The 17,286-nt window shown below is 38.7% G+C and carries 12 protein-coding genes; 3 read left to right on the forward strand and 9 right to left on the reverse strand.

The annotated features are described in order from the left end of the window. Nucleotides 1-69 precede the first annotated feature (69 nt). Nucleotides 70-1,623 carry an ABC-F family ATP-binding cassette domain-containing protein gene (locus ACZ9EE_RS12615; protein ID WP_476027568.1) on the forward strand — a complete coding sequence of 518 codons (1,554 nt, stop codon included), beginning with the start codon at nucleotides 70-72 and terminating at the stop codon, nucleotides 1,621-1,623. A 138-nt stretch (nucleotides 1,624-1,761) separates the two neighbouring features. On the opposite strand, the gene ACZ9EE_RS12620 is transcribed toward ACZ9EE_RS12615, so the two are convergent. The 5 genes from ACZ9EE_RS12620 to ACZ9EE_RS12640 all read right to left on the reverse strand — a co-directional run bounded on the left by ACZ9EE_RS12620 (nucleotide 1,762) and on the right by ACZ9EE_RS12640 (nucleotide 6,335). After that, nucleotides 1,762-1,887 (reverse strand): hypothetical protein, encoded by a 126-nt coding sequence (locus ACZ9EE_RS12620; protein WP_476027570.1) that lies wholly within the window; start codon nucleotides 1,885-1,887, stop codon nucleotides 1,762-1,764. A gap of 77 nt (nucleotides 1,888-1,964) precedes the next feature. Continuing rightward, a complete protein-coding gene (locus ACZ9EE_RS12625; protein ID WP_476027572.1) occupies nucleotides 1,965-2,924 on the reverse strand; it encodes an ABC transporter permease in 960 nt (319 codons plus the stop codon). A gap of 17 nt (nucleotides 2,925-2,941) precedes the next feature. Beyond that, on the reverse strand, nucleotides 2,942-4,501 hold the full coding sequence (locus ACZ9EE_RS12630) for a sugar ABC transporter ATP-binding protein (RefSeq protein WP_476027574.1): 1,560 nt from the start codon (nucleotides 4,499-4,501) through the stop codon (nucleotides 2,942-2,944). A 102-nt stretch (nucleotides 4,502-4,603) separates the two neighbouring features. After that, complete coding sequence (locus ACZ9EE_RS12635) at nucleotides 4,604-5,572, reverse strand: ABC transporter substrate-binding protein (RefSeq protein ID WP_476027576.1); 969 nt, start codon at nucleotides 5,570-5,572, stop codon at nucleotides 4,604-4,606. A 385-nt stretch (nucleotides 5,573-5,957) separates the two neighbouring features. Beyond that, nucleotides 5,958-6,335, reverse strand: a complete 378-nt coding sequence (locus tag ACZ9EE_RS12640; protein WP_476027578.1) for a DeoR family transcriptional regulator — start codon at nucleotides 6,333-6,335, stop codon at nucleotides 5,958-5,960. Nucleotides 6,336-7,194: 859 nt separating this feature from the next. Here ACZ9EE_RS12640 and ACZ9EE_RS12645 point away from each other — a divergent pair. After that, nucleotides 7,195-8,637: a L,D-transpeptidase family protein gene (locus ACZ9EE_RS12645; protein WP_476027580.1), complete on the forward strand. Its 1,443-nt coding sequence runs from the start codon at nucleotides 7,195-7,197 to the stop codon at nucleotides 8,635-8,637. A 175-nt stretch (nucleotides 8,638-8,812) separates the two neighbouring features. Next, complete coding sequence (gene trmL / locus ACZ9EE_RS12650) at nucleotides 8,813-9,283, forward strand: tRNA (uridine(34)/cytosine(34)/5-carboxymethylaminomethyluridine(34)-2'-O)-methyltransferase TrmL (protein WP_476027582.1); 471 nt, start codon at nucleotides 8,813-8,815, stop codon at nucleotides 9,281-9,283. Nucleotides 9,284-9,559: 276 nt separating this feature from the next. Here trmL and ACZ9EE_RS12655 read toward each other — a convergent pair whose 3' ends face one another. From ACZ9EE_RS12655 to ACZ9EE_RS12670, 4 genes are all read right to left on the reverse strand, one after another. After that, complete coding sequence (locus ACZ9EE_RS12655) at nucleotides 9,560-10,378, reverse strand: class I SAM-dependent methyltransferase (RefSeq protein ID WP_476027584.1); 819 nt, start codon at nucleotides 10,376-10,378, stop codon at nucleotides 9,560-9,562. Between the two features lie 174 nt (nucleotides 10,379-10,552). Continuing rightward, a complete protein-coding gene (yicI, locus tag ACZ9EE_RS12660; RefSeq protein WP_476027586.1) occupies nucleotides 10,553-12,862 on the reverse strand; it encodes an alpha-xylosidase in 2,310 nt (769 codons plus the stop codon). Nucleotides 12,863-12,917: 55 nt separating this feature from the next. Then, entirely contained in the window at nucleotides 12,918-14,930 is a 2,013-nt protein-coding gene (locus ACZ9EE_RS12665; RefSeq protein WP_476032942.1) for a beta-galactosidase, read from the reverse strand. A 19-nt stretch (nucleotides 14,931-14,949) separates the two neighbouring features. After that, nucleotides 14,950-17,277: a glycosyl hydrolase family 95 catalytic domain-containing protein gene (locus tag ACZ9EE_RS12670; protein WP_476027587.1), complete on the reverse strand. Its 2,328-nt coding sequence runs from the start codon at nucleotides 17,275-17,277 to the stop codon at nucleotides 14,950-14,952. Nucleotides 17,278-17,286 lie beyond the last annotated feature (9 nt).

A 17,286-nucleotide genomic window follows, 5' to 3' on the forward strand; every position in this document is an offset into this window, starting at 1 on the left:
CAAGATAGAAAAACAGGCCAAATTCTATTATGATAATCACATGTGATATTAGATAAGGGGTTAAAAAAAATGAGCGTATTAAACGTACAAAATTTAAGTCATGGTTTCGGTGATCGTGCGATTTTCAATGATGTGTCCTTTCGACTTTTAAAAGGAGAACACGTTGGACTAGTTGGGGCAAATGGTGAGGGTAAGTCTACTTTCATGAATATTGTGACTGGAAAGTTGCAACCCGACGAGGGTAAAGTTGAGTGGTCACGAAAAGTTCGTGTAGGTTATTTAGATCAGCATGCGGTACTTCAAAAAGGTACTACGATGCGTGACGCTTTGAGTACTGCTTTTCAATATCTTTTTGATGCTGAAGCAGAGATCAATGAACTTTATGCAAAAATGGGTGATGAAGGTGCTGACATCGATGCACTACTTGAAGAAGTTGGAGAATTACAAGAAACTTTAGATAGTAATGATTTCTATCAAATTAATTCAAAAGTTGAGGAAGTTGCTCGTGGTCTAGGATTAGACGATGTTGGACTCGATCGAGATGTAGATGATCTTAGTGGTGGGCAACGTACGAAAGTGTTGCTAGCTAAGCTTTTGCTAGAAAAGCCTGAAATCCTATTACTAGACGAGCCTACGAACTATTTGGATGAACAGCATATCGAATGGTTGAAGCGCTATTTACAGGATTATGAGAATGCATTTATCTTGATTTCACATGATATTCCATTCTTGAACAATGTTGTTAACTTGATCTATCATATGGAAAACCAAGAGTTGAATCGCTATGTTGGTGACTATGATAACTTCTTAAAAATATATGAAATGAAGAAGCAACAGCTAGAGTCTGCTTACAAGCGTCAACAACAAGAAATTGCTGATTTGAAAGATTTCGTTGCTCGTAACAAGGCAAGTGTTGCGACTCGTAATATGGCGATGTCTCGTCAGAAGAAGCTCGACAAAATGGAAGTAATTGAATTAGGGAAAGAGAAGCCGAAACCAGAGTTTAACTTCAAAGAAGCTCGTGCAGCTAGTCGTTATATTTTCACGGCTGAAGATCTTGTTATTGGTTACAATGAACCACTTTCCCGCCCACTGAATTTAAAAATGGAACGCGGACAAAAAATTGCATTCGTAGGTGCAAACGGTATTGGTAAGTCTACTCTTTTAAAAAGTATTCTTGGGTTGATTAATCCAATTTCCGGTAAAGTGGAACGTGGTGAGTATCAACACATCGGTTACTTCGAGCAGGAAGTTAAACAGTCCAACTACAACACTTGTATTGAAGAAATTTGGAGCGATTTCCCAAGTATGAATCAGGCTGAAGTCCGTGCTGCTCTTGCAAAATGTGGATTAACGACGAAACATATTGAAAGTAAAATCGAAGTCCTTTCTGGTGGCGAAAAAGCCAAAGTTCGATTGTGTAAAATTATTAACACAGAAACCAATTTATTAATTCTAGATGAACCTACCAATCACTTGGATGTGGACGCAAAAGAAGAATTGAAACGTGCTTTAAAGGCATATCGCGGAAGTATCTTGATGGTATCCCACGAACCTGATTTCTATCGCGAAATTGCGACCGATATTTGGAATTGTGAGGATTGGACTACGAAAGTATTTTAAATAAAGATTAAGGTGTACCCAATGAATAAAAATTCACTTGGGTACTCCTTTTTATTAACCATCCAAAATTTTTAATAAAAATATACTTTTAGATTTCTTAAAAAGCTCATCCAAACTAAAGTTGGAATGAGCTTCTATCTATTTCAATATTAATTTTACACCAGCTTCCACATGTGTGGACTGTAATTGGCAATACAAATAAATGTTGGTGGGTTTACCACCCCTTTCCATTAATAACTCTCCAAGAGCTGTTACATCATACATTTGTACCTCTCCTAATTTCTAGAATATATTAAGCCAGAAGACTGCTCTTCTGGCTTTTTATTTGAAATGGAACTAATTTAAGTTCTGCTTCGTAATCTATCAAGAAGCACGGCAATAACAATAACTATCCCTTTTACAACTTGTTGCCAGTAATAATCCACGTTAAGCAAAGTCATTCCATTCGTTAACACAGCCACAATCAAAACACCAATGATAGTTCCTTGTATACGGCCACGTCCCCCTACAAAACTAGTACCACCCAGCACGACAGCTGCTATCGCATCTAGCTCAAATGCTATTCCTACCATGGGCTGCCCTGAGAACAAACGTCCTGCCATCACAACGCCACTAACACCGGCGAGTAAGCCACTGATGGAATATACATTAATCAGGGTGCGATTAACCTTAATCCCTGTAAGATGTGCAGCTTCTTCATTACCGCCAATAGCATAAACATGTCGCCCGAACATCGTATACTTTAAAACGATTAACATGATGATATAAACAATTGCCATCACATAAATAGGAGCAGGAATCCCCAGAATTTGACCTGCTCCAATGAACTTGAACTGCTTTGATGCCAAAACTACAGGATATCCGCCGGTTATTACATAAGCCACCCCCCTCAGGTAGGTCATACTTCCCAGCGTCACGATAAAGGCAGGCAACTTAGGTACAGCTGTTAAAAACCCATTAATAGCCCCAGCCACATATCCTACAGCAACTCCTACTAACATAGCGATAACTGGAGGAGTTCCGGCATTTGATAGTAATACAGATATAACACCGCTCAATGCAAGGGTTGAGCCTACCGATAAATCAATTCCTCCTGTTAAGATAACTACAGTCATCCCAGCTGCCAGAATGGCAGTGATTGAACTCTGCTTTAGTACGTTTAAGATATTACTTGAGTCTGTGAAATTCGGTGCAAAAATAATCATAACTATGATTAATAAGGCAAGAATGATTACCATACCCAGTTGATTAAAAATCTGTTTTGACCGCTCCTTGAATGAAACTACGGATGGACTTGACATTTGTAAGTTTGTATTCATTATTTAACCTCTCCTGTAGCATAGTACATAATTTTTTCTTGTGTAGCTTCATCACGAGATAGTTCAGCTCTTAGTTTCCCCTCATGAATCACTAAAATCCGATCACTAACTCCTAATACTTCTGGTAATTCAGAAGAAATCATCAATACAGCAAGCCCTTGTTCTGCTAATTTACTTATGATCTTATGAATCTCAGTCTTTGCACCTATGTCTACACCACGGGTCGGTTCGTCAAGCAGCAGTATTTTAGGACCAATAGATAACCATTTAGCGATAACAACCTTTTGTTGATTCCCTCCGCTAAGCCCCATAACATTTTGTTCTTTTGATGCCGTTCTTACTCCAAGTTCTTTAATGTATCGATCCGCATCACGATTCATTTGCTTATACTGCAATAGTTTAAATTTACGATAGGTTGGCAATTGTGCCATTAGTATATTTTCTTTTACAGATAAATTTGGTAATAGCCCCTGTTCCTTCCTGCTCTCAGGAACATGAGCAATGCCAAGTTTTATTGCGTCAATCGGACTTTTTATATGAACCTGCTGGCCATCCAAAATTATTTGACCCTCTGACAGTTCGGATAGTCCAAAGATTGTTCTTATCAGCTCAGTCCGTCCCGCACCGACAAGGCCTGCTAAGCCCACAATTTCACCAGGGTAGATTTTCAGTGATATGCCCTTTACAAAATTCTTGTCAGAGACATTTTTTAACTCAAGGACTGGTTTTTGTTCAGACCTAACATTACTTTCGATTCTTTCTCTTACAAATAGCTCATTTAACTCTCTTCCTACCATTAGTTTTACTAGATTCTCGGGATTTGTATCCGAAATTGGCCCACTTTTGACCCAATGACCGTCTCTAAGAACTGTAAAGCGATTTGAAATTTTAAAAATCTCATCCATTCGATGAGAGATATAAACAATAGCTACGCCTTTTCTTCTTAATTCTTCAATGATGCCAAAAAGCTTTTCTATTTCTTTATCTGTCAGAGATGCCGTCGGTTCATCCATAATTAAAATCTCAGAATTAAGTGATAAAGCTCGAGCAATTTCTACCATTTGTTGTTGGGCAACACTTAAGGTGGAAACATCCGCTCGAGGATCCAAGGAAGATCCTATGGATTTTAAAACTTGGGCAGCATTTTCATAAATATCATTCCATTTTATTAGGCCCAGCCTATTTTTCTTAAATGTTGTCCCCATCATGATATTCTCACCAATGGACAAATTAGGCGAAAGGCTTATTTCTTGGTGAATAACACTGATCCCATTATTTCTTGCCTCCATTGGATTATTCCAATGTACTTCTTGACTTTTATATTCAATCGTTCCTCCATCAGGCTGATACACTCCGGCCATGATCTTCATTAAAGTAGATTTTCCTGCACCATTCTCCCCCATCAAGGCATGAACTTCCCCTTTATAGAGTTCGATATTAACGTTTTGCAACACCTTGACGCCGGAAAATTTCTTCGTAACCGCCTTCATCCTAAGGATGGGTAACTGACTCTCTGGTAGACGACGATTTATTTGTTCTTGAACTTGAAATACTGCCATTAGTGCCACTCCCTAAGTCTCTTTTTAAGCCCTATTTTACTTGGATATAAATATAGTGCTCCTGATTAGCACCATATTTTACCTCCACTAGAGGGAAATCAATTACCAGCCACTATAGGAATCAACATTATCTTTAGTGATAAATTTAGTTGGAATAAGAACTTTTGAGTCAACTTTCTTTCCATCAATGACTTTTAATGCTAAGGCAACACCATCAATAACCATTTGATTCGGGAATTGTGCTGAAGTACCAGCAAAGCTTCCGCCTTTTTTCAACGCATCAACCGCAGAAGGCGCACCGTCAACACTTACGACAAAGAATTCATTTTGTCTACTAGCTTGTTCTTGAGCAATTTGTACTCCAACAGCCTCTTCATCATTTATTGTAAATACTGCATCGATTTTTTTGTTTGCTGTTAGTGTACCTTCCATTACGGTAAGAGCCTTTTCACGATTACCCTCACCATTTTGTTTAGCAACCACCTTGATATCTGGATATTTTTTAATTACTTCGTTAAAACCTTTAATTCGGTCTGTCACTGCTGAAACAGGAGGTCCATCAATAATAACAATATTACCTTTTCCATTAAGTTGTTTTACAAGGTACTCCGCAGCTAATTTACCTGCTTGAACGTTATCAGACATAACCACTGAGTCAATGCCGCCTTCTGCAAATCCATCAAGCGCAACAACCGGAATACCCGCTGCTTTTGCCTCACTAACTGCACCAGCAATACCAGCGGAATCAAATGGGCTTAATAATATTAAATCAACTTTTTTTGTTATAAAGTCTTCAATTTGTGCAGTTTGTTTAGCAAGATCTTGATCCGCACTCACAGTCGTTACTTCAGCATTATACTTAGAAGCAACTTCTTTAGCCCCTTTAGACATCGCTACAAAGAATGGATTACTTAAATTTGGAACTGTTAAACCAATCTTTAGCTTTTTTTCAGTATTAGACTTGTCATCTGTTTTACTGCTATTAGAAGCGCTTTCATTATTGCTGCATGCACCTAAAAGGCATAAAGTTAAAATTAATATTACTATATTAAAAATTTTAAAGTTCTTCATAGTTTGTAATTCCTCCTAAATATGGTTTTGTAAAGTAATAGATATAGCAAAACACAACCTTGTAATAAAATCTGTAATACCGTAGTATAAAAATGAGTACTAAAATTAGTATTAATTTTAGATATACTCAGGCTGGGTTATGATTTTGGGCGTTTTTCCATTTGGTCGTGGTTGCCCTGAATCGTAACCTTTTTTTGTGGATCTTTCATTTTTCTCCCCCAAAGAACAAGTTAATTAAAGCGATTAAAATCCCCTTCTATTATTTTCACAACTCTTTAAGCATCACCTCCTAAAAATAGTGTGGATATTCATTAAAAACGCTTTCATTAATCACCCTCATTTTTCTGTTTTATCTGATAGTAGATCCTTACCTATGGGGGAAAAGTCAGACTACGCGAACAGAAATTCCTGATTCCTCGATGTGGTTAAGTACTGTCTTTTGTGCAGCACTATCGGTTTCACCGTTCTCAATAAGCTTAGCCGCTTCCTTTGCAATAGCCCTTTTCTCTTTTTGAAACTGCACTTCTTTCTCAATGTAAGTCGGTTCGAAGGTCACACTTTTGAACAAAACAGCCCCATCATGTGTTCTTTTTAACAATTGTGCTTCCTCTAGTTCCTTTAAGTCCCTATGAAGTGTTGATTCAGACAAGATGAAGTGTTGACTTAATTCTTGTACATCTACTCTAGCATTCTTGTTTAGTAACTCTAGTATGGCCGATTTTCTTTCTATACCGTACATAGAATCGTTTTTCCTCCAATTCATTTGAAATGCGAGGTTTGACCGTTCTAGCTCACTTTTGAATGAATTTGGTGTTTTGTGCTCATTTTTGATTATATGTGCTATTTTACCAATTTACAATATGAATTTCAGGATAATTGTGAAAATTTTAAAATTAAAAAAGTAAAATGAAAATACTTTTGTTTTTCGAAGATTAGAACACGTTATACTCAACCTATTAGGGGGAAACTCTGACTAAGTAAAATTTAGAAGTAAACATAAATAAAGGCTTCGAATGGTATTGATTGGAGAGAAATGAAAGTAACTTTGGCAGAGAAAAATTGAAGTATAAATTCTAAAGTTTCTCCATTTAGGGAGAAACTCCTAGTTTGTGGTCCCAAAATTGAATAGAGGCAGGAATCCCTTACTGGGTTCCTGCTTCTTCTTTTAAATCATAGCCGAGACGCATACGACGTGTGTGGACTGTGTAAAAATTAGAAACTTAAAATCAAAAAGATAAAGCTATTACTAATAAACTAATACTAATTGTTCGGTTCGTCATATCAATTCAATTCAGAAAATAACCTTTACCTTCCTTTCACCATCCTCTTCAACCCTGTCTGGTAAATTAATAAGAACTCTTTCACCAACCCCTCCCTTTCCAATAGTGACCTATACAACCTGTAACGAGAACATGGATCAAAATTTAGAGTTAAATCACAGCGAATTAAATTAAAAATTAAAAATTTAATCAGGCACAAAAACCGACAAGGTTCGAGCAAGACATTCTGTAAAATAATAGTATAATTTACCATTTCAAAGCATCGGAAATATTTCACACAAAATTAATTACCGAAGGCTGAAGGATGTTAATTGCTGAATTATCAGGTATGGGGGGAGCTATATGGAAAGCACAGTTACTATTCAAGAAATTGAGAAACAACGTCTAAAATCAACTAAATGGTATGCAAATTGGTGGTTTATCACAGCAAGCGCCCTCATTATTATCGCACTTATCATTGGAGCAGGCAGCTACTATCAGGCAAGCCACTTCAATTCAGTAATCAAGATTAATGACATCAAAGTTGGTGGACTGACGGCCGATCAGGCACTTAATAAATTAAAAACAACCGTATTTAAAAATGTTGTATATGTCGGGGAGCAACAGATTTTAGATGGAAAAGATACAACGATGGGATTTACAGATAAAGATCTGCCCGCTATCAAAAAATTATTAAAGAACCAGTGGACTTTTTTTCCCTCTTCAAAAGCTAAGGATTATTCATTAATGCCCAGCAATGAGGATCTGTATCGAAATCAGACATTGAAAAAGCAGGTGGAAGAAAAGCTGTTAGCCATGAATAAAAGTTTAAAAGCCCCACAAGATGCGGTAGTTCGTTTGGCACAAGGCAAAATCGTTGTTTCCCCTAGCATTAGCGGAGAGCAGTATGATGTTGCCAGTCTCTTGAAGGACTACGAAAAGCACGAATATATTAGTGAAATCCGGCTTAGCCCAGTATACATACAGCCAATTAAAGAAGACAGCGAGTTTGTAAAAAATCAACAGAAAAAGCTGGAAGAATTCCTTGCACAGACCGTCGATTATAAGGTGCAGGATAAAGTTTTTACGTTAAAGGGAAGCGAAGTAATTAAGAATGCCTCCATATCAAAAGATTTGCAGATTAAGATGGATGATGCCGGTGATATTAAAAATAAGATCGCTGATGTTAACAATTCCCAATCCACATTAAATAAAGATTTCACCTTTAAGACCCATTCAGGTTCGGTGATTTCAGTTAAAGGTAAAGGCTATGGATGGGCTATAGATGTAGAAAAAGAGGTACCGCGTATTAAGGAGGCTTTTGAAAAAGGAGCGAAATTGGTTTCCGCCTCTAATATTTACGGAAATGGTTGGAATGGTGAAGGCTACGGATATAATGCAAGTACGAACAATGGTATTGGCGATACCTATGCTGAGGTCTCCATTGCAGAGCAGCGAATTTGGATTTACAAAAAGGGCAAATTAGTCGTCACAACGAATGTCGTTACCGGCACGCATAATACCCATCATGATACATCACCAGGAGTTTGGTACATTCTTTATAAGCAGACACCTGCCGTCCTAACAGGCAGAGAAAATGGAAAAATCACTTATCAGGTAGATGTTGATTATTGGGCTCCTTTTACAAATGACGGCCAAGGATTCCACGATGCCAGCTGGCGAGGCAATTGGGGAAGTAAAGCCTATCTTTCGGCGGGGTCGCATGGCTGTGTCAACACACCGCCAAGCATTATGAGAACCGTGTATAACAATCTTAACACTCACGAGCCGGTTGTAGTTTATTAAGTCGCGGGAGGCTGCCCCAGGAGATTAATAGGATTGCGTGACACTTACTCGAATTCTATCGAAGGGATTTCGGAAGGTCCCGTCCTAGCGGTATTTACGCATTTGTGTGTGGGTGACGTTCACTATCTGTATGCTATAATTTGGAGTGGAAATATAAAAATAGAGGTGACCATTCTTGGCAATACACGTTGTACTATATCAACCAGAAATTCCAGCTAATACTGCAAATATTGCACGTACATGTGCCGCAACGGATACAACCTTGCATTTAATCCGACCACTTGGCTTTTCTACAGATGAGAATATGATCAAACAAGCAGGTTTAGATTTCTGGCAGTTTGTAAACATAACGTATTATGACTCATTGGATGAATTTTTTTCAAAAAATCAAGGTGAATTTTACTATATTGAAACGTTTGGCGAAAAACCACATTCATCCTTTGATTTCAGTGATATATCAAAAGATCACTATTTTGTGTTTGGAAAAGAAACAACTGGTTTACCAAAAGAGTATCTAGAAACAAATAAAGATCACTTTTTGAGAATACCCATGAATGAAAATATTCGTTCACTGAACCTTTCTAATACAGCTGCTATATTGGTGTATGAGGCTTTGCGCCAGCAAGGGTTTCCCAATTTACAATAAAAAAAGCAGACTTGCACAATTTTGTTCATATCAAAAACACTTATAAGAACGATGGAAATGTTATATTCCAACTTGTAAATACGTTATAGAAACACGAAAAGGCAACGCCCTCAGGGTCGTTGCTTTTTTTAAATGAGTTGCGGAATCAACTCCACATTTGTCTGAGTAAAAATTAATCAAAAGATAAGCCTTTTAAATAGCCCAAACTTCCCTTAAAAAAGGGAAGATGACAAGGAATAAATGAAAGTTCCTTGTCAGAGTATGCCTTTTCCTCGATTATTTTCTTATACCTAAGCGCATTCGATAGCTAAATAGAATATCTTTTGTTTCTCCGGAAAAAACTTTTTCCACATGGTTTCTAAAATCCTCGAATGCAGCTTCGAGGTCTTGTTCACCTAGTTTTAATGCCGTTTGAAGACCACCTTGACTTAGTGCAATATTGGCGTAACGGGCGGCATCACATTTTTCCCAGTGATGAAAAACAATTTCTTTTGTAAACGAAAACAATCCTGATTGTTGGATTTGATGCAGATGGTCCTCTTTATTCCATTTATGTGCTTGCTTTTCAGAAGGAAGAAGTTGGGAAAGACGATAGTCTGCGAGGGAGTATAATTTCATATAATGGTCTTCTAAACTCCAGTCACACGTTGGCGGCCAATCACAATCGTAAGCGGCGAATATTCCCTTCGGGCGAAGAACACGGGCAAATTCTTTTAAAGTGGATTGCGGCTCCATCCAATGAAAAGATTGTGAGCAGGTAATAATATCTGCCGTTTCATCGGGCAGACCAAGCTGATGGGATAATGATTTTACGAATTTAAGTCCAGACGGTTTTTGGGCTGCTTCCCAATTGGATAATGCCACCTCACGCATATCATCATTAGGCTCCACACCTATTACCTTCTCAGTTTCTTTAAACCAGATAAAGGTAGAAAGTCCGGTACCGCAGCCAACATCAACCACTAGCTTGGGTTTTTCTTGCAAGTAAGTAGTTAATATTTTTACCACTTCGTTTGGGGCACTTGGTCGATTACGATCGTACAGCACACTAAAACCATTAAAACGATCAATGTTATTCCTATTTAATTCCGCCACATGAGTTAACCTCCGTTTATTAACTTGAAAAATAATTATTTTTATCATTATGATAATAATATTTTCCTTTATGAGCAAAAAAACCTACGTAGCACCTACTAAAATGAACGGCTGCTTTTATTCATTATTCAAAAAGAGCAATCAGCATATAACTGATTGCCCCGAAGCGTTTGACTAACATTCAATTTCAAATCTTTCACAATCCACAGTAATCATGATTCCTTCAGCGGTTAGAGAAGTGCTGCCTGAAGAAACATTTTGTACGTTAAAAATATTACGCAATACTACCTTATATTGTCCGCTTAAACCTTCGCTGTTTACTTTAATACGATTTCCCTCTTTTACAGCTGTCACCTTAGCTGCTTTTTCTCCCTGATGAGTGTAAATTTCTGCAGAAGCAGGCGTGCCTTCTTGTAATTCAAATAGATGAAGGGTTACATTTTCAGTATAATCATAGGAGGCTTTATTTACTTCAGCTCCCATTGCAATAATGGAATTTTCGCGCGCCATTAAAGGCAATGTCATATACCCATGTTCTTCTTGAATCCACTTTCCTCCTTCAACTACCTGGTTCGTAATAAAATTGGTCCATTTTCCGGCAGGAAGATAATATTTTGCAAGACTCTGGTCATTAAGTATTGGTGCCACAAGCAAGCTGTCACCCAGCATATATTGCTGATCTAAATAATGACAAGTTGGATCCTCTTGGAATTCCAAAACCATCGGCCGCATCATAGGAATGCCTGATTGTGCCGACTCACATGCATTTCTATACAAGTATGGCATTAATTGAAGCTTCAGCTTAGTAAAATATCTTGATACTTCGACTGCTTCTTCACCATAAAGCCAAGGAACTTTGTATTCTCCGCTTCCATGATAACGGCTGTGTGAAGAAAGAAGCCCAAATTGAGTCCAGCGTTTATAAAGGTCTGGTGTCGCCCCTGCTTCAAAGCCGCTGATATCATGACTCCAATAGGAGAACCCGGACAATGCGAAGGATAATCCGCCGCGTAATGTTTCTGCCATCGAGTAATAATTAGACCAGCTATCACCGCCCCAATGAACTGGGAATTGCTGCCCGCCTACAGTGGCTGAACGTGCAAATACTACCGCTTCCTTTCTGCCAAACCTTCTTTCCAATAATTCAAAAACAGTCTTGTTGTAGAGATGTGTATAGTAATTGTGCATCTTTTGCGGATTGGAATGATCGAAGTACACCACATCTGTTGGAATTCTTTCACCAAAGTCTGTTTTGAAGCAATCTACTCCCATATCGAGCAATACTTCAAGCTTTTCCTGGAACCATTTATATGCATCCGGATTCGTGAAATCAACAAGGCCCATGCCTGCCTGCCACTTATCCCACTGCCAAACGCTTCCGTCAGCACGTTTTACTAAATAACCCTTTTCCATTCCTTCATCAAATAACTCAGACTTTTGCGCAATATATGGATTGATCCAAACGCAGATTTTTAAGCCCCTGTTCTTTAATCTTCTTAAAATGCCTTCTGGGTCCGGAAACATTCTGTCATCCCATTTAAAGTTAGACCACTCAAACTCCTTCATCCAGAAACAGTCAAAATGAAAAACTTCTACTGGAATATCCCTTTGTTCCATGCCTTCAACAAAGCTGGTAACCGTCTCTTCGTCATAATTGGTCGTAAATGAGGTACTGAGCCATAAACCAAAAGACCATGCTGGAGGCAGACTTGGTCTTCCCGTAAGTTTCGTATAGTTAGATAAAACATCTTTTATAGTAGGTCCATTTATAATAAAGTATTCCAAGTATTCCCCTTCCACACTAAATTGGACCTTAGAGACTTTTTCTGAACCTACTTCAAAAGAAACCTTTTCCGGATGATTCACTAGAACGCCGTAGCCTTTGTTGCTTACATAAAAAGGTACGTTTTTGTAAGCTTGTTCACTGCCGGTTCCCCCATCTTCGTTCCATACATCGACTGTTTGACCATTTTTAACAAACGGAGTGAAGCGTTCACCCAATCCGTAGATTAATTCACCTACATCAAGAGAAAGCTGTTCGCGCATAAAAGGCTGGTTTTCATCTGCTAAAATATAAGCCATAGAACGCCCATCAGATTGAGCTAATAATTCATCATTATGATGGAAGGATAGCTTCCAATCGTCTTTATTCACACTTGTTTTTAGATTTCCGCTAACAAGTGTTAGTACTTTCTCTTGGTTGTTAATGACCGTTTCCACATTTTCTTCATGGATTTCAAAATGAGGTCCAAGGTCTAAAGTCCCCTTATGATGGTACGCTTTTACTTTAATAACGTCGTTTATTGGGGAGGATAACTCGATTGTGATCATTCCTCCGTCTAAAGTATCGCCACGATGATTAATTTTTCGGCATGGGGCATAAATGGTCACTTTGTTATCTGTTAGCCTAGTATCATTTACCTCAGCAGGGTGAAAGAATTGGTACCCCTCTTTATTTAACCAGCATCCATTACTGAATTTCATTTGTTGATCGCCGCCTTTTATTAAAATGTATTTTTTTAAGACAGGTTAGTAATCCTTACAGATTCTCAAGGACTAATACATCTTTCGGTGACAGAACGATTTCCTCACCATTTGCGTACTCTTGTTTAGTAAGTAGATTCCGATAGGATTGCTCTAATACCAATTTTTTAGGAAGGTCATTATGATTTAATATAAAGGTATACTGATTTTCTTCCTTTACCCTCCTTGAAACTTCTATACCTTCATTTGCTCGCAAAATAGGTTCAATGCCTGCATCATGGCAGATATTTTTAAGTAATTTGGCTAAATACCCCTCTTCCGGATTAGAGCCGATATACCACGCTGCACCTTGTCCACAGGCATTTTTCGTAACCACTGGAATGCCCGCGTAAAAATCTTTTCCATATGTAGCAACGGCTTCTGCCCCTTTCAAATGGATAATGTCAAATAATAAATTACAGCTATAGGACTGTTCCTGTTCGATTATTTCATTACACTGATGAACTGGCAGAGCATCTGTTTCTTCCACCCAGATTCCCAACAACTCACTTAGTTTCCCAGGGTAGCCGCCTACCTGAACAAGGTCGTGTTCGTCTACATAGCCGCTAAAAAAAGTGGTCAGGAATGTACCGCCATTCTTCACAAACTTCTCTAATTTTTGGTCTACACCTTCTTTTACCATGTAAAGAACCGGGGCAATGATTAATTTATATTGATCAAAGTCATCATCCACGCTGATTAAATCGACATTGTAATTTTCGTTAAACAAAGCCTGGTAATAGTGAAGAATTTGTGTTTGGTACTTTAGATCAGCACTTGGCCCTGCAGAATATTCAATTGCCCACCAATTATCCCAATCAAATATAATGGCAATATCTGATTTGACTCTGCTTCCAAGAAGTTTACCACCTAATAGCTCCAGCTCCTGCCCCAATTCGGCGCACTCTCGGAACACTCTGGTATTTTCATGCCCTGCATGATCGATAACAGCGCCGTGGTATTTTTCACATGCACCTATGGATCGGCGCATCTGAAAAAACATGACCGTATCCGCACCATGGGCAACAGCCTGGTAGCTCCAAAGCCTCATCACACCTGGCCGTTTTAAGGCATTATAAGGAAGCCAGTTAGTTACACTTGGTGTTTGCTCCATCAACGCAAAAGGCATCCCTTTCTTTAATCCGCGCATTAAATCATGACTCATCGCTGTTCTGCTGTATGGATCATCATTGGATGGATAGTTATCCCATGAAATAAAATCAAGATAAGGGGCCCATTTTTGATAATCCAACGGTTTATAGAGGCCCATAAAATTGGTTGTGATCGGAATATTAGGTGTTATTTCTTTTAATACCTTGTATTCGTCTTTATAGCATTCTAGTAAGCTATCAGAATTGAATCTTGCATAGTCTAATGAAATTCCTTGGAAGGTTGTCCGATTATAGCCAAAATGTTCGCTCAAGCTATTAGGAGGGACAATCTCATCCCAATCATAAAAGGTGTGTCCCCAAAAGCTTGTATTCCAGGCTTTATTGACATTCTCGATTGTTTTATATTTTTCTTTCAGCCATACCCGAAAGGCATTAGCACAATTGTCACAATAGCACTCCCCGCCATACTCATTAGAAATATGCCAAGCCACAATATTTTCAAAGTCCTTATAGCGTTTGGCGAGTTCTGCAGCAAGCTTTACAGAGTACTTTCTATAGGTTGGACTATTCGGACAGGAGTTGTGTCTCATGCCAAATTTTCGTTTTCTCCCCTCAAAATCAACCCGTAATATATCCGGGTAACGTTTCGCCATCCATGCCGGATGTGCGGCGCTCGAGGTTGCCAGACAAACATTAAATTGATTTTTCTTTAACATCTCCATAATTTTATCAAGTTCAGAGAAATTATATTCCTCTTCATTAGGCTGTAATTTGGCCCAGCTAAACACATTGATTGTCACGGTATCAACATGTGCTTTTGGAAGAAGGCGCATATCCTCCTGCCAAACCTCCTCTGGCCACTGTTCCGGGTTGTAATCCCCGCCGTATAAAATTTTATGTACCTTAGGAGATTCTATCATGTGGTCATCACCTCATTTAAATCGTCAATAACAGATATGCAGCTTCTTTCGGCTCTAATTCAATGCAAATGGAGTCTAATAGATTTACTGCTTTACAATTCCGATCATGTTTAATGTTAAGATTTAGGAATAACGGAGATTGAATTGTAACTTGCTGCTTAATAGCCGATTCAATTTCTAAAATAATTTCCTTCTTCTCTGTATCCCACTTTAACTCTTTTACCAGCAATTGCCTTGGCAATAGAAGCCCCTTGACTGTTCCCTTCGAAAACTGTTCAGGTAATGCCCCCAATAGTGTTATCTCACTATGATTGTTACTATAAATAAGCATTTCATTGATAATTTGCGGGATTGCCCCATTCCCATCTACATTAAAGACATTCTGATTGTTGTAATGGGAAGTAACCATCGTTGGATACATCGAATCATTGACTATCATCATTTGCAAAATCTCATAGACTAATTGGCTCATCCCGAATTTGGTTGCACATAGGGCGGCATGCATTCTGCCATGTGTAGAGGACGTATCTCCCTCTTTGTTCCTGAGCCAGGCCTCCAACCGTTTTTCCAAAGCAATTTTAGAGGCATTCCATAACACTGGATTGCTACTGCTGGAAAATTCATTACTTTGAAAAATCGGATATAAATGTGAAAAATGCCGATGATTATAATTTTCCTCTTTTCCTGGGATTGACCATTCCTGAATCGCTCCTTCTTTATTAATTAAGTAGGATGGCAGTTTGGAAAGCATCGTTTCCCATTTGCTTATTTCATCTGATTCCAACCCCAGCTCCTTATGGGCTGCCATCAAATTGGTCAAAACCTCTTTTGCAACCGCTATATCCTGAGTCGCATTATCGCCGCAGCCATTTTCCGCTGAATAAGAAGGTGTAAATCGGTAAGTACCGTTGGAATCTTCAATTAAGAAATCTTCGTAGAATAAGGCACATTCTCTTAAATAAGGAATGGTTTCTTCCAAAAGAAACTTTTTATCTCCGCTATATTGATAATATTGATAAAACCAGTGACCAAGCCAGCCTGCTCCGCATGTCCATAAAATGAGCGGCCATTCTTCGTTCCAATGGAAGTGCCTTCCTGTGGTGCTTGAATGGCAGGAGGCAATGATTCCCCTGCAGCCGTAATAGCTGGCTGCATTTTCGCGAAATCCCGGCAAGAATTCTTTTACCATTCGGAAGAAGCCGTGCAGGCCTTCCATCATATTACATGAAAGGGCGGATGCAATTGATAACTGGACATTGGTATCAAACGTATAATCACCGCTCCAGGCAGGATGAAAATTCCCTGCCCATATCCCTTGCAGGTTGGGGGACAGTTCACCAGAACTGCAAATGAAAACGTAACGTCCTGCATCATACATTTTTTCAAGCAATGCCGGAGGAATCGTATCCGTTTCCTTTGCTTCCTGTACTAAATCTTCTATGGAACGCATTCGATCTCGATCCTCTACCAGATTTAATGATACGCGATTAAAGATTTCGGTATGGATGGCCGTATGCCTTTGTAAAAGCTCTTGGTAAGAATAGTCAACCTTGTTTAAATCGTTTCTAATGTCATCACTGCTTATTTCCAATTCGTGACGAATAGGAACGATTTTCATTAATAACGATACACTTTCCGCATGTTCTACATGAATGCCTCCCTCTGCCGCTTTTACATTTCCATTTGGGGCAATGATACGAATTCCTACCATATAGCCTTTTCCAGCGCCTTTTAGATAGAGATTATTTAAAAAGATAAAATTCTTCTGTATATCACGATGATGATCAATCAGCGGCTGCCCGTAATCCTCCACTTTAAGCAGGCAGGACACAGTGTTCTCACTGTTTGTAATTGAATGGACAATCATATTATCATAACGCGAGACAAACGTTTTTCGCTCGTGATGAATATTCTGTTCATCAACAAAGCTGACCACGATTTCACCTGTTTCAAAATTCTCCATTCTATAGTAATCACTAATCTCCTTTAATGGGGATTGGATATGCAAGTGAAAGCCCGGATGAGAAGGGTCGCTCATTTGAAGGCCGCCATAGCCTAACTCCATGCTTTTTTCATAAAAAAATTCAATCGCCTTTTGATAACCTTCCTTTTGAATCATCTTTCTTACCGTTGGCAGATAGGGTGCCATCTTGGGCAATGTATCATTGTTACCCTGTGGAAGGTATAATCGGCAATGCGTGCCAATGATTGTTTCATCGGAGGGATCGCCAAAGACCATAACTCCTTGGCTCCCATTTCCACTTACCATTGCATTTTCCCAAGTCTTTGCATATGAGCGATTTACTGCACCTCTTAATGGAACATTTTGAGCAATATTTATCATAGAATCTCC

The sequence above is a fragment of the Bacillus sp. URHA0034 genome, from assembly GCF_056280405.1.

Bases quoted from the DNA above. Each gene is read 5' to 3' on its own strand.
- yicI (WP_476027586.1), bottom strand. From the start codon at position 12,862: ATGAAATTCAGTAATGGATGCTGGTTAAATAAAGAGGGGTACCAATTC.
- ACZ9EE_RS12615 (WP_476027568.1), top strand. From the start codon at position 70: ATGAGCGTATTAAACGTACAAAATTTAAGTCATGGTTTCGGTGATCGT.
- ACZ9EE_RS12620 (WP_476027570.1), bottom strand. From the start codon at position 1,887: ATGTATGATGTAACAGCTCTTGGAGAGTTATTAATGGAAAGGGGTGGT.
- ACZ9EE_RS12635 (WP_476027576.1), bottom strand. From the start codon at position 5,572: ATGAAGAACTTTAAAATTTTTAATATAGTAATATTAATTTTAACTTTA.
- ACZ9EE_RS12670 (WP_476027587.1), bottom strand. From the start codon at position 17,277: ATGATAAATATTGCTCAAAATGTTCCATTAAGAGGTGCAGTAAATCGC.
- ACZ9EE_RS12630 (WP_476027574.1), bottom strand. From the start codon at position 4,501: ATGGCAGTATTTCAAGTTCAAGAACAAATAAATCGTCGTCTACCAGAG.
- ACZ9EE_RS12625 (WP_476027572.1), bottom strand. From the start codon at position 2,924: ATGTCAAGTCCATCCGTAGTTTCATTCAAGGAGCGGTCAAAACAGATT.
- ACZ9EE_RS12640 (WP_476027578.1), bottom strand. From the start codon at position 6,335: ATGAATTGGAGGAAAAACGATTCTATGTACGGTATAGAAAGAAAATCG.
- ACZ9EE_RS12645 (WP_476027580.1), top strand. From the start codon at position 7,195: ATGGAAAGCACAGTTACTATTCAAGAAATTGAGAAACAACGTCTAAAA.